General features: G+C 70.0%; 23 protein-coding genes. 14 read left to right on the top strand and 9 right to left on the bottom strand.

The genetic code is table 11. From position 1 onward, the window contains the following. Window positions 1-40 precede the first annotated feature (40 nt). The 3 genes from B5P21_RS13595 (at window position 41) to B5P21_RS13590 (ending at window position 6,697) form a co-directional block, all read left to right on the top strand. Window positions 41-1,330: an adenylosuccinate synthase gene (locus B5P21_RS13595; RefSeq protein ID WP_045526789.1), complete on the top strand. Its 1,290-nt coding sequence runs from the start codon at window positions 41-43 to the stop codon at window positions 1,328-1,330. Window positions 1,331-1,422: 92 nt separating this feature from the next. Continuing rightward, window positions 1,423-1,551 carry a hypothetical protein gene (locus tag B5P21_RS17580; RefSeq protein WP_011931910.1) on the top strand — a complete coding sequence of 43 codons (129 nt, stop codon included), beginning with the start codon at window positions 1,423-1,425 and terminating at the stop codon, window positions 1,549-1,551. A gap of 169 nt (window positions 1,552-1,720) precedes the next feature. Next, window positions 1,721-6,697: a type ISP restriction/modification enzyme gene (locus tag B5P21_RS13590; protein ID WP_133064198.1), complete on the top strand. Its 4,977-nt coding sequence runs from the start codon at window positions 1,721-1,723 to the stop codon at window positions 6,695-6,697. A 444-nt stretch (window positions 6,698-7,141) separates the two neighbouring features. Here the strand turns inward: B5P21_RS13590 and B5P21_RS13585 are convergent, their stop codons facing one another. Continuing rightward, window positions 7,142-7,588 (bottom strand): MarR family winged helix-turn-helix transcriptional regulator, encoded by a 447-nt coding sequence (locus tag B5P21_RS13585; protein WP_094171274.1) that lies wholly within the window; start codon window positions 7,586-7,588, stop codon window positions 7,142-7,144. 61 nt (window positions 7,589-7,649) lie between these two features. On the opposite strand from B5P21_RS13585, the gene B5P21_RS13580 reads away from it, so the two are divergent. Together B5P21_RS13580 and B5P21_RS13575 are read left to right on the top strand one after the other, a co-directional pair. Then, on the top strand, window positions 7,650-8,018 hold the full coding sequence (locus B5P21_RS13580) for a VOC family protein (protein WP_045526794.1): 369 nt from the start codon (window positions 7,650-7,652) through the stop codon (window positions 8,016-8,018). A 131-nt stretch (window positions 8,019-8,149) separates the two neighbouring features. After that, window positions 8,150-8,578 carry a BLUF domain-containing protein gene (locus B5P21_RS13575; protein WP_045526796.1) on the top strand — a complete coding sequence of 143 codons (429 nt, stop codon included), beginning with the start codon at window positions 8,150-8,152 and terminating at the stop codon, window positions 8,576-8,578. A gap of 37 nt (window positions 8,579-8,615) precedes the next feature. Here B5P21_RS13575 and B5P21_RS13570 read toward each other — a convergent pair whose 3' ends face one another. The 3 genes from B5P21_RS13570 to B5P21_RS13560 are packed head-to-tail and all read right to left on the bottom strand — an operon-like array spanning window position 8,616 to window position 10,588. After that, window positions 8,616-9,554, bottom strand: coding sequence for an alpha/beta fold hydrolase (locus B5P21_RS13570; RefSeq protein WP_045526798.1), 939 nt, complete (start codon window positions 9,552-9,554; stop codon window positions 8,616-8,618). A 48-nt stretch (window positions 9,555-9,602) separates the two neighbouring features. After that, window positions 9,603-9,947, bottom strand: coding sequence for a hypothetical protein (locus B5P21_RS13565; protein ID WP_045526799.1), 345 nt, complete (start codon window positions 9,945-9,947; stop codon window positions 9,603-9,605). Next, window positions 9,944-10,588 (bottom strand): response regulator transcription factor, encoded by a 645-nt coding sequence (locus B5P21_RS13560; RefSeq protein ID WP_246865298.1) that lies wholly within the window; start codon window positions 10,586-10,588, stop codon window positions 9,944-9,946. The genes B5P21_RS13565 and B5P21_RS13560 overlap by 4 nt, the downstream gene beginning before the upstream one ends. A 172-nt stretch (window positions 10,589-10,760) precedes the next feature. Here B5P21_RS13560 and B5P21_RS13555 point away from each other — a divergent pair, with 172 nt between their 5' ends. Both B5P21_RS13555 and B5P21_RS13550 read left to right on the top strand, forming a co-directional pair. After that, window positions 10,761-11,147: a hypothetical protein gene (locus B5P21_RS13555; RefSeq protein WP_080939274.1), complete on the top strand. Its 387-nt coding sequence runs from the start codon at window positions 10,761-10,763 to the stop codon at window positions 11,145-11,147. Beyond that, window positions 11,144-11,785, top strand: a complete 642-nt coding sequence (locus B5P21_RS13550; protein ID WP_045526801.1) for a GNAT family N-acetyltransferase — start codon at window positions 11,144-11,146, stop codon at window positions 11,783-11,785. Before B5P21_RS13555 ends, B5P21_RS13550 begins: the two co-directional genes overlap by 4 nt. A gap of 24 nt (window positions 11,786-11,809) precedes the next feature. Here the strand turns inward: B5P21_RS13550 and B5P21_RS13545 are convergent, their stop codons facing one another. Continuing rightward, entirely contained in the window at window positions 11,810-12,175 is a 366-nt protein-coding gene (locus tag B5P21_RS13545; protein WP_045526802.1) for a hypothetical protein, read from the bottom strand. 500 nt (window positions 12,176-12,675) lie between these two features. Between B5P21_RS13545 and B5P21_RS13540 the strand changes: the two genes are divergently transcribed. Then, window positions 12,676-13,638 (top strand): IS481-like element IS1122 family transposase, encoded by a 963-nt coding sequence (locus tag B5P21_RS13540; RefSeq protein ID WP_045530803.1) that lies wholly within the window; start codon window positions 12,676-12,678, stop codon window positions 13,636-13,638. A gap of 10 nt (window positions 13,639-13,648) precedes the next feature. Here the strand turns inward: B5P21_RS13540 and B5P21_RS13535 are convergent, their stop codons facing one another. Further along, window positions 13,649-14,119, bottom strand: a complete 471-nt coding sequence (locus B5P21_RS13535) for a hypothetical protein (protein ID WP_045526803.1) — start codon at window positions 14,117-14,119, stop codon at window positions 13,649-13,651. Window positions 14,120-14,403: 284 nt separating this feature from the next. On the opposite strand from B5P21_RS13535, the gene B5P21_RS13530 reads away from it, so the two are divergent. The 6 genes from B5P21_RS13530 to B5P21_RS13505 all read left to right on the top strand — a co-directional run bounded on the left by B5P21_RS13530 (window position 14,404) and on the right by B5P21_RS13505 (window position 20,087). Beyond that, window positions 14,404-14,799 carry a VOC family protein gene (locus B5P21_RS13530; protein ID WP_045526804.1) on the top strand — a complete coding sequence of 132 codons (396 nt, stop codon included), beginning with the start codon at window positions 14,404-14,406 and terminating at the stop codon, window positions 14,797-14,799. 98 nt (window positions 14,800-14,897) lie between these two features. Continuing rightward, window positions 14,898-16,961: a serine hydrolase domain-containing protein gene (locus tag B5P21_RS13525; protein ID WP_094171271.1), complete on the top strand. Its 2,064-nt coding sequence runs from the start codon at window positions 14,898-14,900 to the stop codon at window positions 16,959-16,961. 53 nt (window positions 16,962-17,014) lie between these two features. Then, the gene (locus tag B5P21_RS13520) at window positions 17,015-18,364 is read left to right on the top strand and encodes a sensor histidine kinase (RefSeq protein WP_045530155.1); all 1,350 of its coding nucleotides are present in this window, start codon (window positions 17,015-17,017) and stop codon (window positions 18,362-18,364) included. Further along, entirely contained in the window at window positions 18,361-19,041 is a 681-nt protein-coding gene (locus tag B5P21_RS13515; protein ID WP_045526807.1) for a response regulator, read from the top strand. Before B5P21_RS13520 ends, B5P21_RS13515 begins: the two co-directional genes overlap by 4 nt. Before the next feature lie 159 nt (window positions 19,042-19,200). Then, on the top strand, window positions 19,201-19,620 hold the full coding sequence (locus B5P21_RS13510; protein ID WP_094171270.1) for an organic hydroperoxide resistance protein: 420 nt from the start codon (window positions 19,201-19,203) through the stop codon (window positions 19,618-19,620). 83 nt (window positions 19,621-19,703) lie between these two features. Next, on the top strand, window positions 19,704-20,087 hold the full coding sequence (locus tag B5P21_RS13505; RefSeq protein ID WP_045526811.1) for a chorismate mutase: 384 nt from the start codon (window positions 19,704-19,706) through the stop codon (window positions 20,085-20,087). Between the two features lie 26 nt (window positions 20,088-20,113). Here the strand turns inward: B5P21_RS13505 and B5P21_RS13500 are convergent, their stop codons facing one another. The 3 genes from B5P21_RS13500 to B5P21_RS13490 all read right to left on the bottom strand — a co-directional run bounded on the left by B5P21_RS13500 (window position 20,114) and on the right by B5P21_RS13490 (window position 22,667). Then, window positions 20,114-21,097, bottom strand: a complete 984-nt coding sequence (locus B5P21_RS13500) for an ATP-grasp domain-containing protein (RefSeq protein WP_045526814.1) — start codon at window positions 21,095-21,097, stop codon at window positions 20,114-20,116. Window positions 21,098-21,189: 92 nt separating this feature from the next. Further along, entirely contained in the window at window positions 21,190-22,011 is an 822-nt protein-coding gene (locus tag B5P21_RS13495; RefSeq protein ID WP_236688787.1) for an endonuclease/exonuclease/phosphatase family protein, read from the bottom strand. Window positions 22,012-22,079: 68 nt separating this feature from the next. Further along, window positions 22,080-22,667, bottom strand: coding sequence for a YdcF family protein (locus B5P21_RS13490; protein ID WP_045526818.1), 588 nt, complete (start codon window positions 22,665-22,667; stop codon window positions 22,080-22,082). Window positions 22,668-22,683: the final 16 nt, after the last annotated feature.

Raw genomic sequence — 22,683 nt, 5'->3', positions numbered from 1 at the left:
CGATCCATACCGACCGACCCGCCCCGATGAGGAGTGAGCCATGCCCGCAGTAGTGATCATCGGCGCCCAGTGGGGTGACGAGGGCAAGGGACGCGCGACCGACCTCCTCGGCAGCCGCGTCGACTACGTCGTGAAGTTCAACGGCGGCAACAACGCCGGCCACACGGTCGTCGTCGGCGACGAGAAGTACGCGCTGCACCTGCTGCCGTCCGGGATCCTCACGCCGGGCGTCGTGCCGGTCATCGGCAACGGCGTGGTCGTCGACATCGAGGTGCTCTTCCACGAGCTCGACGCGCTCGCCGCCCGCGGCGTCGACGTCTCCAAGCTCCGCGTGAGCGCCAACGCGCACGTCATCACCCACTACCACCGCACCATCGACAAGGTCACGGAGCGCTTCCTCGGCAAGCGCCAGATCGGCACCACCGGCCGCGGCATCGGGCCCACGTACGCGGACAAGATCAACCGCGTCGGCATCCGGATCCAGGACCTCTTCGACGAGAACATCCTGCGCCAGAAGGTCGAGGCGGCCCTCGACGCCAAGAACCACATGCTCGTGAAGATCTACAACCGCCGCGCCATCTCGGCCGAGGAGATCGTCGAGAGCCTCCTCTCCTACGTCGAGCGCCTGCGCCCGATGGTGTGCGACGCGTCGCTCGAGCTGAACGCCGCGCTCGACGACGGCAAGACCGTGCTGTTCGAGGCGGGCCAGGCCACCATGCTCGACATCGACCACGGCACCTACCCGTTCGTCACGTCGTCGAGCGCCACGTCCGGCGGCGCGGCCACGGGATCCGGCGTCGCGCCGAACCGGCTCGAGCGGATCATCGCGGTCGTCAAGGCGTACACGACGCGCGTCGGCGCCGGTCCCTTCCCCACGGAGCTGCACGACGAGTCGGGCGAGTACCTGCGCGCCAAGGGCTTCGAGTTCGGGACCACCACCGGACGCCCGCGCCGCTGCGGCTGGTACGACGCGCCCATCGCGCGCTACACGGCCCGCATCAACGGCGTCACCGACTTCGTGCTCACCAAGCTCGACGTGCTCTCGGGCCTCGCGACGATCCCGGTCTGCGTCGCCTACGACGTCGACGGCGTGCGCCACGACGAGGTGCCCGTCTCGCAGTCCGACTTCCACCACGCGACCCCGATCTACGAGGAGTTCCCCGGCTGGCAGGAGGACATCACCGGCTGCCGCCGCTTCGAGGACCTGCCGAAGAACGCGCAGGACTACGTGACGGCCATCGAGCGCATGAGCGGCGCCCGCATCTCCGCCATCGGCGTGGGCCCGGAGCGCGAGCAGGTCGTCGTGCTGCACGACCTCCTCGAGGCCTGACCCTGATCCACGACGGCTGGGCCGACGACGCCCGCCTCGGCACGGACGCGTCCGACCTCGCGCGCTTCCTCAGCCGCGCGGACGCCCGCACCATGAACCGCGAGCGCCTGCAGGCGGATCTCGACATGGGCCAGGAGCAGTACGTCGCTGCCTGGCGCGAGCTGCACCGCTTCGGCTACGTGTCCTCGGCGGAGCTCAGGCGGCTCGTCGTCGAGCGGTAGGGCGACCTGCTTGTGTTGTCGGGGTATATGCGGTGTACTCGACCTAGTCAGCGACAATCGCTTTCGCGCAAGACATATAGTCATGTAGTTGTCGACCCCGTGTGGCCATCGATAACGATATCAAGTGTGCCGCCAGTATCGGGCCCGCGGCGAAAAGGAGCCTCCACGCGTGATTGCCGAAACGAATAATAATAGTCACGACTCGGAATGGCCGTCATTGACGCCGAGGCGCTCCGAAGGCAACACGTCGGTTGACCGACTGCTAAATGAGCTGCGCGGTCTAGCTGACAGCGAGCGAATGAAGGGCAACTACCTTGAGCAGTTGGCTAAACACTTCCTCACGGTTGAGCCGCTTTGGGCCGACCAGCTGGGTACCGTCTGGCTTTGGAAGGACTGGCCGGGACGAGAAGGGCGGCCTGATACCGGAATAGCTTTGGTCGCCGAGATTCGGGGCGGCGGTTTGCTGGCCGTTCAGGTGAAGTTCTTTGACGAGATGCACCGGATCGAGAAGAAGGACCTCGACTCATTCTTTGAGGCCGTGGGCAAGGAGCCTTTCACGGAAGGCCTGGTCATCGATACGACTGTCGGAGCCTGGTCGACTCACGCTGAGGAAGCGCTGCGCAACCGGACGAAGCCGGTTAGGCGCGTGAATCTTGAGGAGTTACGGCATTGCGCGGTTGACTGGTCGAGCTATGAGTTGAAGTACCCGGCAAAGGCACCCGCGCGCCATGCCCGAAAGACTGAGCGTGCTCACCAACGCCGCGCCATATCGGCTGTAATTGAAGGGTTCAGAGGTACCTCGAAAAGGCCAGGAGTTGATCGTGGCAAAATGATCATGGCCTGCGGTACGGGTAAAACCTTTACAGCTTTGAAGCTTGCTGAGCGGTGGACGCGCGAGCACTCAAGCGGCAGCTCTTCAGTTCTCTTCATGGTTCCGTCGCTCGCTCTCCTGCAGCAATCGCTGGCCGAGTGGAGTGCCGAGCACGACCCCGAGCTGGGCTTCCGGGCCTTCGTCGTCGGCAGTGACATGAACATTGGGCGAACAAAGAACGACGACCTTACCAGTGTGATGCTCGAAGATCTCGGTGCGCCGGCTACCACAGACGGTCGGCGCCTCGCGGAACTCCTGGATGAGCAGGAAGACGCAGAAGGCATGGTGGTTGTTTTCTCGACCTATCAGTCTATCGACGCCATCGCGACAGCCCAACAGTTGGGTGCACCCGCCTTTGATCTGATCATTTGCGACGAGGCCCATCGGACCACCGGCGCCACGCTCGCCGGCGCGGAAGAGTCTCACTTCACGCGTATTCACGACGACGCTTACGTGGCCGGCAGCAAGCGTGTCTACATGACCGCCACGCCTCGCATCTTCGCTCCTGATGTCAAGAACTTGGCCAGGCAGAAGGAAGCCGAGCTTATCTCCATGGACGACGAGTCGTTGTTCGGGCCGGAGCTGTATCGCATCGGTTTCGACGAGGCAGTTCGTGCACAGCTGCTGACCGATTACAAGGTGATCGTGTTAGGCGTGAGCGAGGATCAAATAGTTGAGGGTTTTCAACGCGAACTCGCTGACGACGGCCACGAACTGCAGATTGGCGACGTCGCGAAACTAATTGGTTGCTACAACGCCCTTGCCAAGCGTAACGCCGGTCAGCTCGCTGGCGGCTTTGGGGCGGACCTCAAACCTATGAGGAAAGCGATCGCCTTCGCGAAGGACATCAAAACCTCTAAGGGTGTCGCTAACGACTTTGAGACCCTGGTCGATGGACATCTATCTAACATCCTCAACGATGACCCCTCCGACGACTTGACTGTACAGGCACGACACATCGACGGAACAATGAACGCTACGGAACGTGGCACGCTACTAGATTGGTTGAAGTCGGAGGGCGTCACCGATCGGCACGATAGAGCCGTTGCACGGGTGCTCACCAATGCCCGCTGTCTCAGTGAGGGTGTTGACGTCCCCAGCCTAGACGCCGTGCTATTTCTTCATCCTCGTAAAAGTCAGGTAGACGTCGTTCAGGCTGTAGGGCGGGTGATGCGCCGGGCCGAGGGCAAACGAGTTGGTTACATCGTGCTTCCGATCGCGATCCCCGCCGGCGTGGAGCCGGAAGACGCTCTGAATGACAATGACCGATACCGTGTGGTGTGGCAAGTACTGCAAGCGCTCCGGGCACACGATGAACGCTTAGACACCGCCATTAACCAGGCGGCGCTTACCGGCATCCCACCGGAGCAGATCACTATACTTCGGCTTGATTTCACGGCTAAGAAGGGCGCTGTCGGTCACGGGATTGGTACGAGCGGCGCTGAGGGTGACGACGCGGGCGGCGGAGCCGGCAGCGACCATTCGTCGGGGCTGACCGCCTCCTCTCCTTTATTCTCTATGACGGACGCTGGAAAATGGAAAGACGCGGTCTACGCGAAGCTGGTCGCGAAAGTCGGCGATCGGATGTACTGGGACGACTGGGCTGGAGACATCGCCGACATTGCCCAGCGTTTCATTTCACTGATCCGGGCCCATTTGGACGCGCCTGGTGCGGACAAGGATCCATTCGAATCCTTCGTTGCTGCGCTGAAGGCGACGGGTAACCCAGAGATCAGCGACGAAGAGGCTCTTGAGATGCTTGCCCAGCACCTCATCACGAAACCTGTTTTTGAGGCCATGTTCCCGGACAGCAGTTTCTCACAGGATAACCCGGTCGCTGTTGCACTAGAGGCGGTCGTGGGTACATTTCATGAAAACTCCGCCTTTGACCGCGAGCGCAAGCCCCTGGACTTATTTTACTCACGAGTAACTGATCGCATTCGAGGACTGCGCACTGTTCAAGCTAAGCAAGAGCTTTTGCGCACACTTTACGATCGTTTCTTCACGAAAGCCTTCCCGCTTTTATCCGACAAAATGGGTATCGTGTTCACTCCTGTTGAGGTGGTAGACTACATTCTTCGCTCAGCCGATGATTTACTGAATGCACGCTTTGGTCGTCGGCTTAGTGACCAAGGCGTAAACATTATCGATCCTTTCGTCGGTACTGGCACCTTCATTACTCGCTTGCTGCAAACAGGCCTGGTCAAACCAGCGGATCTATCTCGCAAATACAGTCACGAACTATACGCGAACGAGATCGTATTACTGAGTTACTACATTGCCGCCGTAAATATCGAAAGCGTCTATCGAGAGTCCTGCCGCGAATTAGGTCTCGAGCCGACGACTGGTGGCTTCCAGGGCATAAGCCTTACCGATACATTCGCCATGGGCGAGCGCGACAATGAGCTCGCCGGAGGGGTGTTCCCCGAAAACACAGCGCGTTTGGAGAAACAGCGGTCGATGCCTATTAACGTTGTGGTCATGAATCCGCCATATAGAGCAGGGCAGTCTAGTGCGAATGATGAGAGCAAGAACGCCAAGTATCCGCAAATCGATACGGCGATCAAAAACTCGTATGTCGCAATGTCGTCTGGAATCCGCAAGTCAGATCTCTATGACTCGTATTACCGCGCCATTCGTTGGGCGTCCGATCGCATTGGGGATGCTGGGGTCATCGCCTTTGTATCAAACTCCGGTTTTCTAGAGGGGGCGACTGCGGAAGGTGTGCGTCTCAGCTGGGTCAATGAGTTCAGTCAGATTGTTATATACAATTTGCGCGGAAATCAGCGCAAGAAGGATTGGCGGCTGGAAGGCGGAAAGGTGTTCGGAGGAGGTAGTCAGACCGGCGTAGCAATCACGTTCCTCGTGAAGGAGCCCGGTCACCAGGGAGCAGCCCGGATTGACTACCTGGACATCGGGGACTCTATGAGCCGCGAGGAAAAGCTCGAGCGCCTTGTTAGTGAAGGTTCTGTTGACGGAACAGAGTTTGAATCAATTGTCCCGAACGGGGCCGGAGACTGGATCAATCATCGCGACGAGCGATTTGGGTCATTCCAGCCTATTGGTGACAAGGCTACCAAGGGTAGGGATACCACATCTGGCGTTTTCACTACCTTTGCACTGGGTGCATCTACTAATCGTGACGTGTGGGTCTATAACTTCGGTAAGGCGGCGCTGCGTGAAAACATTTCTCGTTTGGTCAAGGAATTTGACATGTACATCGACGACCGGAATCGCAAGGTTGATGGTGCGAGAATTGGATGGTCGCGAAGTCTAGAGACTCGGCGACGACGGGAAAAGAGGCTAGACCTCAGCGACGGTGTAATTCGGCGGGTCAGTTACCGGCCGTTCGTGAAAATGAAGCTGTGGTATGACCAGGCGATGATAGACAGCCCTGGTATTTCCCAGAGGCTCTCTCCGACTGAAGCACATCAAAACATCGCCATTGCGGTCACGGCTGACTCACGTAAACTGTCTCCGCCGCTGATGGTCGCGGGATTGGTGGACTTGAATCTTAACTGGTCAACACAAGTGTTTTCGAGGTATATCTGGGAACCGACGGCTCTTCCGGATGGCGGGATCAACCTAGATGCGTTATATAATTCAGACGAGACGGTGGATGGCTACCGTCGCGTTGACAACATCACCGACGCAACTCTCCATCGTTACAGAGACGCCCACGGGGAGATGGTTACAAAGGACGATATATTTTATAGCGTCTACGCGTTGCTTCATCATCCAACATATCGGGCTACATATGGCGCCGACCTGGCAAAGATGTTGCCAAGGATACCGTTGGTGGATAGCTTCTCGGAGTATGTTCGCGTCGGCCGCGAGCTTGCGTGCCTTCACCTCGATTACGAGTCCGCCGAGCCCTATCTGGGTGTGAAGGAAGAGTGGGCGTCCACGGCCCCATCTAGCTCGGCTGAGCGATTCGCGATCAGGAAGCTCGCGTGGGGGTCCCGAAAAGATCACACGACGGTGCGGTATAACGAATACCTGACTTTGGCGGGTATTCCGGAGGTGGAGGCCGAGTACAAGGTGGGCGGTAAGAGTCCGCTAGAATGGATCATTGATCGCTACAACGTAAAAGTTGATTCGGCGAGCGGAATTGTCAATGATCCAAACGACTGGTTGCGTGATCATGGCGACTGGCGGTATGTAGTCAACTTGATTCGCTCCCTTGTGACGGTGAGCCTTGAAACTCAGCGGCTCGTCAGTGAACTTCCTCCGTTTGTGGTAGCTGAGTCCTTAGAAAAGCCAGGGTTTCCGTGATTCGCCGCCCGGGCGTGAGCCGCGAGTACGAGCAGGTAGTCGTGCTTGACAGTTTCCTCGAGGCCCCGCGGCAATCCTGGATTGCGGAGCGAACTCCTGCCACTCTGCGAACCGCGAATGCTTGCAGGAGGATCTCTACGGGCCCCCGAGCAGTACGTTGCTGCGTCGCGCGAGCTGCACCGGTCTGGGGCGTGTCTGGTGCGCCTGCGCGAGCGGGGTCGGGCAACAGTTGCTTTCCCCGGGCGAGTGGCATCTGACGCCGAGTCTCTTGGAGATAGAGGAAGTCCGGTTCCTGAGGGCGATAGTTTTCGAGACCGTGTTCGTGGTCTTCTGCGTCGGCCTCCCGGTGCTCCTGGTGGCGGCGGCCGAGGTGATGCTCGCGACAGCGGTCTACCAGGGCGTCCTCTATTGTCTCACCATCGCCGCGGCCGCGTCCTCGCGGGCCTACTCGGTGCGCAGCGCGCGCACCATGGCGCGCAGGATCCGCGTGGCCGCGTCTCGGTCGTGCTGCGTGAGGTCCGCGAGCATCCGCAGCTCCACCGCGCGCACCGCGGCCGTCGCCTTCGCCAACTCGCGGCGGCCCTTCGCGGTGAGGCGGGTGGGCTGCACGCGGCCGACGACCTCCTCGGCGGGCCGGGTCACGGATCCGTCGCGCTCAAGGGACTGCAGCAGCACGTTCATCGACTGGCGGGTCACGAAGGCGCCGCGGGCGAGGTCGGAGTTCGAGGATCCGGTACGCTGGGCGAGGAGCTCCAGGCACGAGTAGTGCGTGATCGTCATGCCGAGCGGTCGGAGCGCCTCCTCCATCGCGGTGCGCAGGGCGCTCGCGGCCTCCTTCAGCAGGTAGCCGAGCGAGGTCGGGAGGTCGATGCCGTCGTTGCCTTGACTCATGTCAGCAGTCTGACATACGCTCCTCCATGTCAGGCATCTGACATCGAACACAGGAGGCACCATGCCCGTCACCGGACCCGACTTCATCTCGCTCCAGGTCACCGACCTCGACGCCTCGCGAGTCTTCTACGAGCGGTACCTCGGACTCGTCCGCTCGCCCGCCGGACCCCCGCACGCGGTCGTCTTCACCACGACGCCCATCGCGTTCGCGCTCCGCGACGTGGTCGCTGGCACGGACATCGCCGGGACGCCGCAGCCGGGGATCGGCGCGGCCGTCTGGCTGCACGCGACCGACGTGCAGGGGATCCACGACGCGCTCGTCGCGGCCGGTCACCGCATCGTGACCGCGCCGTTCGACGGCCCGTTCGGCCGGACCTTCACGTTCGCGGATCCGGACGGCTATCAGGTGACGCTGCACGACCGGGCCTGACGGCCGCCGTCCACGATGCGAGCGGCGGGTCCCGCCGCCTGGGCGGGGGTGCCTGGCGGGGCCATGCTGGAGGGGCGGCGGGACCCGAGCCCGCCCGAGGACGCGCGGCCTCGCGCACCGGGAAGGACACCATGCTCTCCATCGTCTACTCCAGCACCGCCGAGCGTTCCTTCGACGACGTCGACCTCGCCCAGCTGCTGGCGCAGAGCCGGGCGACGAACGAGGCCCACGGGCTGACTGGACTGCTCGTCCACCGGCAGGGGCGCTTCCTCCAGCTCATCGAGGGGGAGGAGGCCGACGTGCGCGAGCGCATGGCGGCGATCCTCGCCGACGACCGGCACGGGCGCATCTCCACGCTCATGGAGGAGCGCATCACCGAGCGGCAGTTCCCGGACTGGACGATGGGCATGGCGAAGTACGACGCCCGCGTGGCCGAGCGGATCCCCGGCTACCGCGACACCTTCGACGACCTGCAGGGCGAGCGTCCGGACGACGCCATCCGGCCCGCCCTCCGCGAGCTGATCCGGTGGTTCCAGGAGGACACGGGCCGGCTGTCCTGACGGGCCTGGTCCCGCGGGCGGCAAACCGCCTGGGCGATCAGGCGGCCGGCGCCGCGCTCCGCCAGAACCCCGCGAGCAGATCCGCGCTCGCCTCCGGCTGGTCGACCTGGGCGGAGTGGCCGGCGTCCGCGACGACCTCGTAGCGGGCGCCCGCGCGCTCGGCCATGTCGCGCTGCCAGTACTGCGGCCAGGCGTCGTCGGCGTAGCCGTGCGAGACGAGCACGGGGACGCCGGTGGCGCGCAGCTCGTCGACGCGGTCGGTCTGCTCCTGCATGATCTCGAGCGCGCCGAGCAGCTGCGCCGACGCCGTGCCGACGAGGCGCGTGCGGAACCACTCGACCTCGGGATCGTCGCCGTCGAGCTGCTCGGGCAGGAACCACAGCGGCCAGAGCCCGGCGCTGCCCGACGCGCGGACCGCGGCGATCTGCTCGGAGCGCTCGCCGCGGCTGCGGGGGCCCGAGTTCCAGTGCGTGTAGCTGGCGAAGCGGCCGGGGTCGCGGATCACGGCCTGGAGGCCGACGACGCCGCCGAAGCTGTGGCCGAGGAGGTGCACGGGGCCCAGGGGCGCGGTGGGCGCGGCGTCGGTCGCGACGTGACGGCCGCCGGATCCGCCGCGACCTGCGAGCGCGTCGACCACGTGGTGCACGTCCTGGCCGAGGGTCTCGAGCTCGTAGCCCGACGCGTCGACGGGCGGCTCGGCCTGGCCGGGGCCGGTGGATCCCCACTGGCCGCGCTGCGAAAACGCCACGACCGTGAAGCCGCGGTCGGCGAGCGGGCCGAGGAGCGGGAAGAAGTCCTCCTTGGATCCCGTGAAGCCGGGCACGAGCAGCGCGACGGGCGCGGTGGCCGGATCCCCGGTGCGGGCGGGCACGCGCACGGCCGACAACCGCGCCGCCGGCACCTCGATCGTCAGGTCCTCCGCGTCCTCGGGCCGGTGGTCGGACAGGGTGCGCGGGGCGCGGGCGTCGGTGCTCATCTCGTCAGCGTAGGCCGGGGGCGACGCCGTGACCGGCGGTGCGGTCGCTCAGGAGCCCGGATCCACCACCGGCAGCATCAGCCGGAACCGGGCGCCGACACCCGGCGCCGCGGGGAGGCACACGAGGTCGCCGCCCTGGGCGCGGGCGAGCGCGCCCACGAGCGCGGCCGCGGCGGACGCCCGGTCGGCGAGCCGGTCCTGGATCTGCTGCCGGAGCTGCGCCCCGAGGATCGCCTGCACGGGGAGCGACAGCGCCACGAGCAGCACGGCGAGGAGCGCGAGCACCGCGAGGACCGTGCGCCTGCGGAGGGATCCGGTGCGCAGCGGCGCGTCCGGCGCGTCCGGTGCGACCGGCGCGACGGCGGGAGCGCGACCGCGGGTCCGCGCGCTCACGCCTCCACCCGGTAGCCGAGCCCGCGGACGGTGTGCAGGAGCCGCGGCCCCCGCGCCTCCATCTTCTTGCGCAGCGCGCTGATGTGGACCTCGACGAGGTTCGGGTCGGCCTGGTCGTAGCCCCACACCTGCGTGAGCAGCTGCGTCTTCGAGAGCGTGCGGCCGCGGTGCGCGGCGAGGTACGCGAGGAGCTGGAACTCGATCGAGGTCAGCTCGAGCTGCTCGCCACCGCGCCTCGCGAGGCCGGAGTCGGGATCCACGAGCAGGTCGCCGATCTCGACGACGGACGCGAGCCGCCCGCGCCGCCGGAGCACCGCGCCGACGCGGGCCACGAGCTCGGCGAGCGCGAACGGCTTGACGATGTGGTCGTCGACGCCCTGGCCGAAGCCGCGCAGGCGGTCCTCGACGGCGTCGCGCGCGGTGAGCATGATGACGCTCGCGTCGCTCCAGCGGCGGATCCGCTCGGCCAGCTGGATCCCGCTCGGGCCGGGCAGCATCCAGTCGAGCACCACGAGGTCGGGCAGGAACCCCGTGACCTCCTCCTCGAGCCCGACGCCGGATGCGAGGCCGCGGACGACGAAGCGCTCGGCGGTGAGGGTGGAGACGACGGCGGCGCGGATGGCGGCGTCGTCCTCGACCACGAGGACGCGTGCGGGAGGGAGCGTGCCCCGACTGTAGGAGCCACGGATGGGCGCTCCCGGCCGCATGTCCGTCCCGGGCGCGGAACGTGAGGAGGACTTCAGATCCGCCGCCGAGCCTGGATCCACGACCGCCGGCGCTCCCCCGCTCGGCGGCGGACACGGAAGGACCACCATGGACGACACCGTCACCGTCTTCGAGAAGGGACGCGGCGTCCGGGAGCCCGGCGCGCCGACGCCCGCTCCGCGGAAGCGCCGCGTCGGCATCGCCGTCGGCATCGCGTGCGCCTCCCTCGGCCTCGTCGCGGTGTTCTCCTCGCCGGCGTTCGCCGACGGGAACGGCGGCGACACGAGCGGCGCGGCCGGATCCGGGAGCGGCACCACCGCGACCTGCCACGCGCCGCCCGCCCCGCCCGACGGATCCTCGCCCCCGGCGCATCCACACCCCCGCCACGACGCCCGCGCCCACGGCGACGTCCGGCAGCTGACCGGATCCATCGCCCGGCCGGGGCACGCGGACTCCGCGGGTCCCGGCCGCGCGTCTGCCAGGCTGGCCGGGTGACCGCCACCGTCCCCGCGCCCGCGTCCCTGATCGGCACCCACGTGCGGCTCGACCCGCTGACCCCCGACCACATCCCCGCGCTGCGCGCCGCGATCGCGCACCAGGCCGTCTTCGCGGGCGGCTTCGGCGGCGGCCCGGCCGGGCTCCCCTCCGACCCGGACGCGTTCGACGCCTGGGCCCGCGGCTACTTCCGCTGGGACGACCTGCCGACCGCCGTGATCCTCGTCGGCGGCCCCCACGACGGCCAGCTCGTCGGCACCACGAGCCTCACCGAGCTCGACGTGCGCCGCGAGCGCGCGCACCTCGGCTGGACCGCGTACGACCCGCGCGTCTGGGGCACGGTCGTCAACGCGGAGGCCAAGCGCCTCCTGCTCGGCCTCGCGTTCGACTCCGGCTTCGGCCGCGTGAAGCTCCAGGCCGACGCCCGCAACGCGCACTCGCGCGCCGCGATCCTCAAGCTCGGCGCCACCTTCGAGGGCGTGTGCCGACGGGATCAGCGGCGGGCCGACGGCAGCTGGCGCGACGCCGCGATCCACTCGATCCTCGCCGACGAGTGGCCCGCCGTCCGCGCCGGCCTCGACGCGCGCATCGCCGCGCACGAGGGGCGACCGGTCCTGTTCCGCACGCCCGCGATCTGAGCGGGTGCCGCCCGGCGGGACGGATCAGTCGCCGTACGGATCCGCGTCGCCGGGCTCCGCGGGGTAGTGGAACTGCATGCCGATGGAGTCGATGGCGCCGGTCCACACCATGTCGCCGCCCTCGCGGTGCAGCGGGGGAGCGGTGGAGTCGATGACGTCGGCGAGGCCGAGCTCCGCGATCCAGTCCTCGATGATCTCGCGACGGGCCGGGCGCGAGTAGGCGTCGGCGCTCCCGATGAAGTGCACGAAGTCCGCGTCGCCGACCTCCCACGCCAGCGGGCGGAGGCCGCGCGTGCGCCCCTCGGCGTTCCAGGCGATCGCGACCATGAGCTCGATGTCCGCGCGGCGCATCGAGCGGCGGCCGAGCGGGATGGGGGCTTCGGCGCTCATGGGCTCTCCTGGATCGTCGTACGGCTGCGGGACGGGCACGTGCGCGAGCTGATCCGGTGCTCCGCCGGGGAGGCGGGGCAAGGGGAGTGGAGCGGGAAGGGAGGGGAGGGCGTCACCGAGCCCCAGCCCGACGAACGCGCGACCGCGCACCGGGCCCTGCTCCCAGGTACCCGGATCGGGCGGGCGCCTGGTGTGATCGCTGTCGCATCGCCGGACCGTCGCGTTCCAGCGGTGTCACACGACGTCCCCAGCGACGGGTGACCGATCGGGACTGGGGCGAACATAACCCCTCGGGTGGGGAAACACCAGGTGCGCGGGCATTCGTGGGGCGCTGATCGCCGGCGCATCGGCCCGCGCGCGTGCCGGGCGCGGCGTGGCGCCGCTCTCCGCCGGGTCGGTCTAGGTGTACCCGGCCATGACGTTGGTGACACTTCGGGGCGTGTGAGGAGGCCTCCTGGCTTGATGGAGCTGTCTAGTTCTGCCACTGCCAGGAGGCCTCGATGTCCCACGCTAATGCTCGTCTGACGGTTCACGGGAGGGTTCTCCTCGTGCGGCGGGTGGTCGAGGATCGTCGGCCGGTCTCGCATGTCGCGCGCGAACTCGGTGTGTCGCGTCAGTGCGCGCATCGGTGGGTGAATCGGTTCCGGTCCGAGGGCTTCGAAGGCTTGTCGGACCGGTCCTCGAGGCCGAGACGGGTGCCGACGAGGACGAGCCCGGAACGAGAACGAGCCGTCGTGGAAGCGAGGACCCGATTGCGATCAGGTCCTGCCCGGTTGGCGCCGGTGACCGGTGTTCCAGCCCGCACGATCTCCCGCATCCTGCGGCGGCACGGGGCACCGCCGTTGGCATGGTTGGACCCCGTCACCGGGGCCGTGATCCGGGCATCCCGGTCGACGGCAAACCGGTACGAGCATGAGCATCCCGGCGACCTGATCCACGTCGACGTGAAGAAGCTCGGCCGGATCCCGGACGGCGGCGGCTGGCGGGCGCATGGCCGCAGCGAACAGGTTCGTGGTCGTGGGATCGGGTTCGATTACGTCCACGCCGTGGTCGATGACCACACCCGCCTCGCCTACGCGGAGATCCACCCGGACGAGAAGGGCGTGACCGCGGCAGGGTTCCTGACCCGGGCCGCGGCGTACTTCGCCGAGCACGGCATCACCCGCATCGAACGGGTCCTGACGGACAACGCGTTCGCCTACCGGCACTCGGCCGCGTTCCAGAACGCGGTCACGCAGCTCGGTGCGAGGCAGAAGTTCATCCGCCCGCACTGCCCCTGGCAGAACGGCAAGGTCGAACGCTTCAACCGCACCCTCGCGACCGAGTGGGCCTACCGGCAACCCTTCACCAGCAACCAAGCCAGAACCGACGCCCTTGATCCGTGGATCCAGCACTACAACACTGAACGAATCCACTCGAGCCACGGGCTGACGCCCGCGGCCCGAGTGTCACCAACGTCATGACTCAGTACATCTAGGCCGCGTCGGCCTCCGCCGCGAGCCGGTCCGTCGCGGGCGGGACGGCCACTCCGGCACCCGCGTCCTCGTCGGGGCGGATGCCCGTGACGCGGAGCGAGTGCACGTGCAGCCGGGCGTCCGCGGGCCCCTCGGCAACGCGGATCACGCCGGGTCCGCGGCGCATCTCGACGTCGAGCACCAGCGTCCGCCGGGTCGCGCCCTCGACGAGCGGCGGGTAGCGCACGGTGCGGGTCTGCGCGCGGTCGAGCGCGAAGCCGAGGGCCAGCGGGCTGGACGCGCCGTGGTCGTAGGTGACGGCGACGGAGTGGGGGCCGTCGTGCTCGGCGACGACGGCGAAGTCGAGGAAGCTGCGGCTCCCGGGATCGGCGTCCGCGGGCGGGGGCGGCGCGCTGGCCTGGACGCGCGAGGCGTCGACGGCGGGGTAGCAGCGGACGTGGGGGATGGCGTGCCTCCGGGCGGTGCACATCGGTGTGACGGGACGCAGCGTCGGGAGCGGCCGGGAAGCCGTGCCCGGTCCTGCGGGGCGGCGCGTCGGGCCGGTGTCGGCGGCGGCGCGTGCATCGTGACCAGCTCGCGCACGGGACGGTCGGACGTCGGCGGCGCGTCGTTCGGCCCCGGCGATGCGGGGCGACGGGCTCACCATACGGCGTCCGGGCGCGCGGCGCGCGGGCCGCGCCCCCGTCTCGCGCGGCGCCGCGGTCCGCCTCCTCGGTAGCGTGGCCGGGACGGCACGACGACGGGAGGCGGACGATGGCGGATGTCCGCGGATCGCTCCACCACGTGGAGCTGCAGGTGCGCGACCTCGACCGGGCGCTGGCCTCCTGGGGCTGGATCCTCGGGGAGCTCGGCTACGCGGAGGAGGCCAGCTGGGCCGACGGCCGGAGCCTCCGCCTCGGCGACGCGTACCTCGTGATCGCCCGGGCTCCGCGGGACGCCCCGCACGACCGGCGCGGCGCGGGCCTCAGCCACCTCGCGTTCCACGCGGGGTCCGCCGCCGAGGTCGACCGCCTCTGGGCTGCAGCGCCCGACCACGGCTGGGCGCACCTCTACGCCGACCGGCACCCGTTCGCGGGCGGGCCCGACCACCGGGCCGCGTTCCTGGAGGACGGTGAGCGGATCAAGATCGAGCTCGTGGCGGACGCCTGAGGACGACGCCCGACGGCCCCGCCTGCGACTCGAGTCGCAACCCGGGTGCCGACTCCCGCGCCCTGTGCGGGAGCGGCCGAGCGGGGAGCGTGGGATGCATGGACACGACACCCCGCTCCACCCCCGCCGCCCCGATCCGCGGCCGCCGACCCCGGCGCCTCGCCGCGACCGTCGGCGCGCTCGCCCTGGCCGTCGCCCTCCCGCTCGCCGCGGGCGCCGCGACGACCGCGACCCCCGCGGATCCGCCGCCCCCGGCCCCGCCGCAGCACCAGCAGGGCGGCCACGACCTCACGAAGGACGACCTCGACGCCTGGCTCGACGGCGTCGTCGGCTCCGCGCTGCCGACCACCGGGATCCCCGGGGCCGCCGTCTCCGTCGTCGCCGATGGCCAGGTGCTCACCTCCCGCGGCTACGGCCTCGCCGACACCGGCACCGAGAGCGGAACCGCCCGCCCGGTGGATCCCGACGACACCCTCTTCCGCGTCGGCTCCGTCTCCAAGGTGGTCTCCGCCACCGCCGTCATGCAGCTCGTGGAGGAGGGACGCCTCGACCTCGACGCCGACGTGCAGCAGTACCTCGACTTCGACCTCGACACCCCGAAGGGCGCCGTCACCCTGCGGCACCTCCTCACCCACACGTCCGGGTTCGAGGAGGTCATCACGGGCCTCATCGGCGTGGCCGGCAGCGAGCGCGACCTCGGCGACGTGATGAGGACGGATCCGCCGGAGCAGGTCTTCGTCCCCGGCACCACCCCCGCCTACTCGAACTACGGCGCCAGCCTCGCGGGCTACGTCGCCGAGCGCGTGGCCGGGAAGCCGTTCGTCGACCTCGCGCAGCAGGAGGTGCTCGACCGCGCCGACATGGCCTCGTCGTCGTTCGCGCAGCCGCTCCCCGCCGACCTCGACGCGCGCCTCGCCAAGGGCTACCCGGACGACGCGCAGCCCTCCTACCCGACGGAGGTCGTCAACGCGGCCCCGGCCGGCGTGCTCTCCGCGACCGCGTCCGACATGGCCCGCTTCATGCTCGGCCACCTCGGCGACCTGCCCGCCGACCAGGCGCTGCTGGATCCCGCCACCCTCGACGAGATGCACCGCCCGGCCCTGGGCGCCGACCAGCTCGGCACCCTCGCCGCCGGCCAGCGCATGGACCTCGCCTTCTTCGACGACAGCACGCCCGGCGTCCCGGCCTTCGGCCACGACGGCGACACCAACGTCTTCCACACGGCCATGCGCATGTTCCCGGAGAGCGACGCCGGCATCTTCGTGACCTTCAACGGCAACGGCCGCGACGCCGTCGACACCCTGGAGCTCCGCACGACCGTGCTGCAGGGCTTCGCCGACCGGTACCTGCGCGCCGACGACGGCACCGCCGGATCCGCCGGCGCGCCCACGGGCGACCCCGAGGCCGCCGCCGCGCTCGCCGGAACCTGGCTCTCCTCCCGCTCCCCGTTCTCGAACCCGGGCGCGCTCCTGGCCCTCAGCGGGCAGACCGAGATCGTCCCGCGCGCCGACGGGACCATCGCGGTCACCCCGAAGCCGCTCGGCGTCACGACGGGCGTCTACGAGAAGGCGGGCGACGACCTGTGGCGCGAGGTGGGCGGCGACGCCGTGCTCGCGACCCGCGCCTCCGCCGACGGGGGCCCGGTCGACGCGATCTCCTGGGGCGCGTCGTTCACGCTGCTCCGAGCGGAGCCGTGGCAGGTCGCGTCCGTCGCGATGCCCCTGCTGCTCGCGTCCGTCGCCGTGCTGCTCGTGTCGGTGATCGTGGGGCCGGCCACCGCGCTCGCCGGGTTCGGACGCCGACGGGCCGCCCGCGCGGACGCGACCGTCACCGTGGCGCCGCGTCCCCGTCGCAGCCGCGCCCACCTGCTCTCCCGCATCGGCCAGGCCGTGACGCTCGTCGCGCTCCTCGGCTGGACGGCCGCGGCCGTGCAGGCGCTCTCGTTCGTCGACGTCCCCGCCGGCGCGCTCCGCACCCTGCAGGGGCTGCAGGTCCTCGGCGCCCTCGCGGTGATCCCCGCCGCGCTCGCCGCGTGGCAGGCCGTGCGGACGCGGCGCGGCGCGTGGATCGTCGCCGGACGGATCCTCGTCGCCCTCGCGCTGGTCGCCGTCGCCGGCTTCGCGGTCGGCTTCCGCCTGCTCGCGCCGAGCGTGAGCTACTGATGCGCGGCGACGCGGGCGACGGCGGCGGCCGGCCGGCCTGGCATGCTCGGAGCGTGACCGCCCCGACGCCCGCCGCCCTCGTCGCCGTCCGCCCGCGGGGCGTGCTCGGGGAGCGGATCCGCGCCGGCCTCGCCCGCGTCGGGATCCGCACGGACGCGGGCCGGGACGCCGCCGCCGCCGCGGCCTGGGCGGTCCTCACGGTGCTGCTCCTCGGCGTGCTCGCCGCGCTCGTCTGGGCGGACGGCACCTCGCGCAGCATGTCGCCGGCGCAGGGCGCGCTCATCGGGATCCTCGCGGTCGTCCAGTGCGCGCCCCTCGCCCTCCGCCGCCGCCACCCGCGGTCGACGCTGCTGGCGGTGTCGCTCCTCCAGGGCGCGCTCGTCGCGGTGATCCCGCCGCACTTCGGGTTCTGGGCCGCCGCCCCCGTCGTCGCGGCCTACACGGTCGGGGCGCGGCTCGCACCGGCCTCCGCGGTGCGCGTCGTGGCGGCGGCCATCGGCATCGAGGCCGTCGGCGCCTACCTGGCCGCCACCGGCCAGGTCCGGGCGCTGCTCGTGCCCACGGCCGTGCACGCGGGGCTCAGCGTCGACACGGTGATCGCGGCCGTCTCGATCCTCGTCAGCGGCCTGCTCATCGCCGCGGCCAGCGCCGCCGTCGGCTCCTGGGTCGCGCTCCGCCGGCGCCACGACCGCGACGTGCTGGCGCGCGCCGCCGAGAGCCTCGAGCACCAGGCCGCCCTCAGCCGGGCCGCGGTCGCCGCCGAGCGCACACGGATGGCCCGCGAGCTGCACGACGTGGCGGCGCACCACCTCACGGCGCTCGTCGTGCAGGCCGGCGCCGCCGAGCGCCTGGTCGACCTCGACCCGGAGCGCGCCAAGGACTCCCTCCGCGGGATCCGCCGTCAGGGCCGCGAGACCCTCGACGCGCTGCGCTCCATCGTCGGGATCCTCCGGCAGGGCTCCGACGGCGAGGCCGGCGACGCGGCGGGCACCGCCCCCGTGCCCGGCCTCGCCGACCTGCCGGGCCTCGTGGCGGCGGCCCGCACGTCGGGCACCGAGGTCGAGGAGCGCGCGACGGGCGCCGCGCCCGCGCTCGCGCCGCTCGCCGACGTCACCGCGTACCGCACCGTGCAGGAGTCGCTCGCCAACGCCCGGCGGCACGCGCCCGGATCCGCCGTCACCCTCACCACGGAGGCCGGCCCCGCGCGCATCGCCCTCACCATCGAGAACGCGGTGCCCGCGGCCGCCCCGGCGACGGCGCCCGGCTACGGCCTCGTCGGCATGCGCGAGCGGGCCGCGCTCGTCGGCGGCCGCCTGGAGGCGGGCCCCACCGGATCCGGCACCTGGCGCGTGCGCCTCGAGCTGCCGGTGGAGCCCGTGCCGGCGGCGGGGGCCGACGCGTGATCCGCGTGGTGCTGGTCGACGACCAGTCCATCGTCCGCGCGGGCTTCCGCGTCGTGCTGGAGACGGCCGGCGGGATCGAGGTGGTCGGCGAGGCCGCGGGCGGCCGCGAGGCCGTCGAGCTCGTGCGCCGCCTCGGCCCCGACGTCGTGGTGATGGACGTGCGCATGCCCGGCGGCGACGGCATCGAGGCGACCCGCGCGATCACCGGCGCGGACGCCGACGCCCCGGGCCGCGGGCGCGGCGGCGACCGGCCGGGACCGGCCGTCCTCGTCGCCACCACCTTCGACCTCGACGAGTACGTCTTCGGCGCGCTCGAGGCGGGCGCGCGCGGCTTCGTGCTCAAGGACGCGGAGCCCGAGGAGTTCATCCAGGCGGTCCGGGCGCTCGCCGAGGGCCGCGCCGCCCTCGACGGCGTCACCACGCGCCGCGTCATGGCCGAGTTCACCCGCCGCCGCGCCGCGTCCGCTGTGCACCCCGGCGCCGAGGTCCTCACGCCGCGCGAGCAGGACATCGTGCGGCTCCTCGGCGACGGCCTCTCCAACGACGAGATCGGCGGCCGGCTCGTGATCGAGACGAGCACCGTCAAGTCGCACCTGACGCGGATCATGACCAAGCTCGGCACGCGCGACCGCCTGCAGACCGTCGTGTGGGGCTACCGCTCGGGCCTGCTGCCCTGACCGGCGGCGGCGCGCGCGGACGGCCGCCGCGACGCGCCCGGGCGGCGCGCGGAGCCCGCACGCGCGTCCCGCCGCGTTCGCCCGCGATCCACCGTCCGTGCCGCGAACGTCCACCGCGGACGGCGCGCGCTCCCAGGCCCGTCGTGGTCTGATGGATCCATGGAACCCATCTACACCGCTATCGCGCACGCCTCCGGCGGAGGACGCGACGGACACGTCCGCAGCGAGGACGACCGCATCGACTTCGACACCCGTCCCCCCAAGGAGATGGGCGGCTCGGGCGAGGGCACGAACCCCGAGCAGCTCTTCGCCGCCGGGTACAGCGCCTGCTTCCTCGGCGCCACCCACCTCGTCGGCAAGAACGCCGACGTCGACACGAAGGACGCGGGCGTCTCCGCCAGCGTCTCGATCGGCGACAACGGCCAGGGCGGCTTCGGCCTCGCGGTCGAGCTCGACGTCTACCTCCCGAACGTGGCGCCCGAGCGCCGCCAGGAGATCGCCGACGCGGCCCACCAGGTCTGCCCGTACTCCAACGCCACGCGCGGCAACATCGACGTGAAGGTCACCATCGTCGACTGATCCACCCGCACGACACGAGGCGGGCGTCCCCAGCGGGGACGCCCGCCTCCGTCGTCCCAGGCGCGGATGGGTAGGGTCATCCCATGCCTGAGAACACCGGCCCCGCTGGGGCGCCCCTCGACGACGACGCCCGTGCCGCCCTCGAGGAGCTGGGGGAGATCCGCGGGAGCATCGACAACATCGACGCCGCCCTCGTCCACCTGCTCGCCGAGCGCTTCAAGTTCACGCAGTCGGTCGGCCGGCTCAAGGCCGCGCACGGGCTGCCCGCCGCGGATCCCGAGCGCGAGCGCCGCCAGATCCTCCGCCTCCGCGCCCTCGCCGAGGAGTCCCGGCTCGACCCGGCCTTCGCGGAGAAGTTCCTGAACTTCATCGTCGCGGAGGTCATCCACCACCACACGCGCATCGCCGAGGACCAGGGTGCCGCCACCTCCGCGGTCGCGCCCGAGGACGGCGGCCCGGCGGCCTGATCCGCCGGCCCTCGGCCCTCCGGGGCTCAGCCCTCCGGGTAGGTCTCCCGCAGCACGCGCTCCAGCAGCTCCGCCACCGCGCCCGGCCCCGACGCCGGCGCGACCGCCTCGACGCCGGCGTTGTAGTTCGTGTTCGTGTTCACGTCGTAGGTCACGAGCCGACCGTCCGCGGTCTCGATGAACTCGATCCCGGCCACCTCGATCCCGAGCCCGGCGAGGAACGCGACGTAGCTCTGGACGAGCGGGTGCTCCGCGGTGATGTCCTCCCGCAGCGAGAAGATCGTGTCGCCCGGCTCCTGGGCGATGGTCGCGCCGGGCGGCATCACGAGCGCGCCCGTCGTCGGGTCGATCGCGCACGCGTCCGCCGGGCACAGCTGGTACCCGCCGCGCGCCGTGTCGGCCTGGATCGCGTACACGAAGCGGCCGCCCACGATCTCGACGCGCGTGACCCGCGGCGTCGCGGCCTCCAGGAACTCCTGCAGCAGCGTGATCCCGTCCTGCGGCTCCTCGAAGTCCGGCCCCTCCCCATAGGCGGCCAGCTCCTCGACGCTGTCGAACCTGCGGACGCCGAGGCCCTTGCCGCCCTGGTTGTGCTTCGTGATGAACGGGGTCGGGAGGCCCTGCGCCGCCTCGACGATGCGGTGGCTGCCGATCACGGCGCGCGTCCGCGGCACCTCGATGCCCGCGGCCCGCAGCGCGGTGAGCTGGTCGACCTTGCTCACCTCGAGCTCGATCGTGCGGCGCCCGTTGACCGTGCGGCGCCCGTGCGCCTCCAGCCAGCTCATGAGGGCGCGCGTGTAGTCCTTGGAGAGCGCGTGGTCGCGCGTGTGCGCCGAGGCGCTGATCCTCGACCAGAAGATCCCCTCGGGCGGCGCCTCGTCGATCTCGAGCACGCCGTCGGTGAGGAGCCACTCCTCGTACGGCACGCCGCGCGCGTCGAGCGCGGCGGCGAACGGGCCGAACCACTCGGGGTTCTCGTGGATGGCGAATACCTTCGGTGCGGTGGTCATCCCCCCAGGCTACGAGGCGGGCGGGGCGGCGACGGACGCGTGACGGCCGGCGTCAGCCCGGCGTCAGCCCCAGCCTGCGGCGGCGGCCGGCGTCAGCTCAGCCGCACGAGCGCCTGCACCGGCAGGTGGTCGCTCATCATGCGCCCGCGCCAGGCGAAGTCGTTGACCGCGGCGGCGCGGACGTCCACGCGGTCGCTCACGAGGATCCAGTCGATGCGCGGCCCGTCGACCACCGGCGGCCGGTAGTCGGGGAAGGTGCCGAAGGCGGGCGTCGCCTGGCGCGCGGTGTCGAGCCAGGAGTCGCGGAGGCCGGCCCGGCGGGTGAGCGCGTCGTAGGGGAACGAGTCGACGGGCGCGTTGAAGTCGCCCATGAGCACGAGCGGCAGCCCCGCGAAGCGCGTGCGCACGAGCTCGGCGATGGCCTTCGCGGCACGGTCGCGCGCCTCGGCGACGTCGTGGTCGAGGTGCGTGTCGAGCACCACGAGCGGGTGGCCGGTGGCCTCGTCCTGGAAGCGGGCCCAGGTGAGGATCCGCGGCATGGGGTTGCCCCACGTCATGCTGCCGATCACGTCCGGGGTGTCCGAGAGCCACATCACGTCGTGCTCGAGGAGGGTGAGGCGGGAAGCCTGGTAGAAGATCGCGCCGTGCTCGCCGTGGCTGCCGCCCTCGCGGCCCTGCCCGACCATGCGGTACGACGGCGGGAGCGCCTTCTCGATGGCCTGGATCTGCGGCCACAGCGCCTCCTGCACGCCGAGCACCGTGGGCCGCTCCTGCTGCAGGAAGCGCGTGAGCACCTCCTGGCGCTCGGGCCAGTGGTCGGCCTCGCCCTCGCGGGTGCCGTGCCAGGGCATGCGCACGTTGAGCGAGATGAGGTGGATGTCGTCGCCGGTCGTCGGGCCGATCGCGGGGGTCATGACGACCATTCAACCCCGTGCGGCTGACCGCCTGGCCGCGCAGCGACGGATCGGGTGGGGAGCGGGCGTCAGCAGCCGGGCGTGACGAGCGCCTTGACGAAGGCGCCGGTCTGGTACGTGTACTGCGAGACCCACTGGCGGAGGCTGAAGTCCACCGGGTCCTCGACCACCATCAGGTCGCCCGTGAAGCAGCGCGAGAAGATCAGCTGCGTGCGGGTCACGTGCGGGGTCCAGGTGATGACGATGGCGCTCGTCCAGCCGTTCTCCTCGGACTTCTCGCGCAGGTAGCGGGCCTCGCCCTGGGTGGTGAAGGGCGACGGGGTGTCGCACGTGACGGCGTAGGGGAACTCGCCGTTGCAGGCCGCGAGCTCGTCGGCCGACTGCGGGCCGGTGGGCGGGACAGAGAACACCACCGTGTCGGAGTAGCCCTCGTCCACCAGCTTCGCCGCGAGGTCGCGGCGGGTGGGGTTGGGCGGGCCGATGACGTAGATCACGTCGGCCTTGTCCGGCTGGCTGGCTGGGGGGAAGACGAAGAGCGGGATGCCGGCCAGGAGCCAGGCCAGCAGGAGCACGAGCAGCGCCAGGAGGGTGCGCACGATCCAGCGACGGACGCGGTGCGCCCGGCGAGGCGGGGTGGTGGTGGTGCTGGGTGTCAACGTGTGCTCTCGGCCT

This window comes from Clavibacter michiganensis subsp. insidiosus (assembly GCF_002240565.1).
GTDB classification, from domain to species: Bacteria; Actinomycetota; Actinomycetes; order Actinomycetales; family Microbacteriaceae; genus Clavibacter; species Clavibacter insidiosus.
This window is presented reverse-complemented; position numbering and strand designations above follow the sequence as displayed.

Coding starts and splice junctions, on each gene's coding strand:
- B5P21_RS13595 (WP_045526789.1), top strand. CDS start 41: ATGCCCGCAGTAGTGATCATCGGCGCCCAGTGGGGTGACGAGGGCAAG.
- B5P21_RS17580 (WP_011931910.1), top strand. CDS start 1,423: ATGAACCGCGAGCGCCTGCAGGCGGATCTCGACATGGGCCAGGAGCAG.
- B5P21_RS13585 (WP_094171274.1), bottom strand. CDS start 7,588: ATGAGTCAAGGCAACGACGGCATCGACCTCCCGACCTCGCTCGGCTAC.
- B5P21_RS13580 (WP_045526794.1), top strand. CDS start 7,650: ATGCCCGTCACCGGACCCGACTTCATCTCGCTCCAGGTCACCGACCTC.
- B5P21_RS13575 (WP_045526796.1), top strand. CDS start 8,150: ATGCTCTCCATCGTCTACTCCAGCACCGCCGAGCGTTCCTTCGACGAC.
- B5P21_RS13570 (WP_045526798.1), bottom strand. CDS start 9,554: ATGAGCACCGACGCCCGCGCCCCGCGCACCCTGTCCGACCACCGGCCC.
- B5P21_RS13555 (WP_080939274.1), top strand. CDS start 10,761: ATGGACGACACCGTCACCGTCTTCGAGAAGGGACGCGGCGTCCGGGAG.
- B5P21_RS13545 (WP_045526802.1), bottom strand. CDS start 12,175: ATGAGCGCCGAAGCCCCCATCCCGCTCGGCCGCCGCTCGATGCGCCGC.
- B5P21_RS13540 (WP_045530803.1), top strand. CDS start 12,676: ATGTCCCACGCTAATGCTCGTCTGACGGTTCACGGGAGGGTTCTCCTC.
- B5P21_RS13535 (WP_045526803.1), bottom strand. CDS start 14,119: ATGTGCACCGCCCGGAGGCACGCCATCCCCCACGTCCGCTGCTACCCC.
- B5P21_RS13530 (WP_045526804.1), top strand. CDS start 14,404: ATGGCGGATGTCCGCGGATCGCTCCACCACGTGGAGCTGCAGGTGCGC.
- B5P21_RS13525 (WP_094171271.1), top strand. CDS start 14,898: ATGGACACGACACCCCGCTCCACCCCCGCCGCCCCGATCCGCGGCCGC.
- B5P21_RS13510 (WP_094171270.1), top strand. CDS start 19,201: ATGGAACCCATCTACACCGCTATCGCGCACGCCTCCGGCGGAGGACGC.
- B5P21_RS13505 (WP_045526811.1), top strand. CDS start 19,704: ATGCCTGAGAACACCGGCCCCGCTGGGGCGCCCCTCGACGACGACGCC.
- B5P21_RS13500 (WP_045526814.1), bottom strand. CDS start 21,097: ATGACCACCGCACCGAAGGTATTCGCCATCCACGAGAACCCCGAGTGG.
- B5P21_RS13495 (WP_236688787.1), bottom strand. CDS start 22,011: ATGACCCCCGCGATCGGCCCGACGACCGGCGACGACATCCACCTCATC.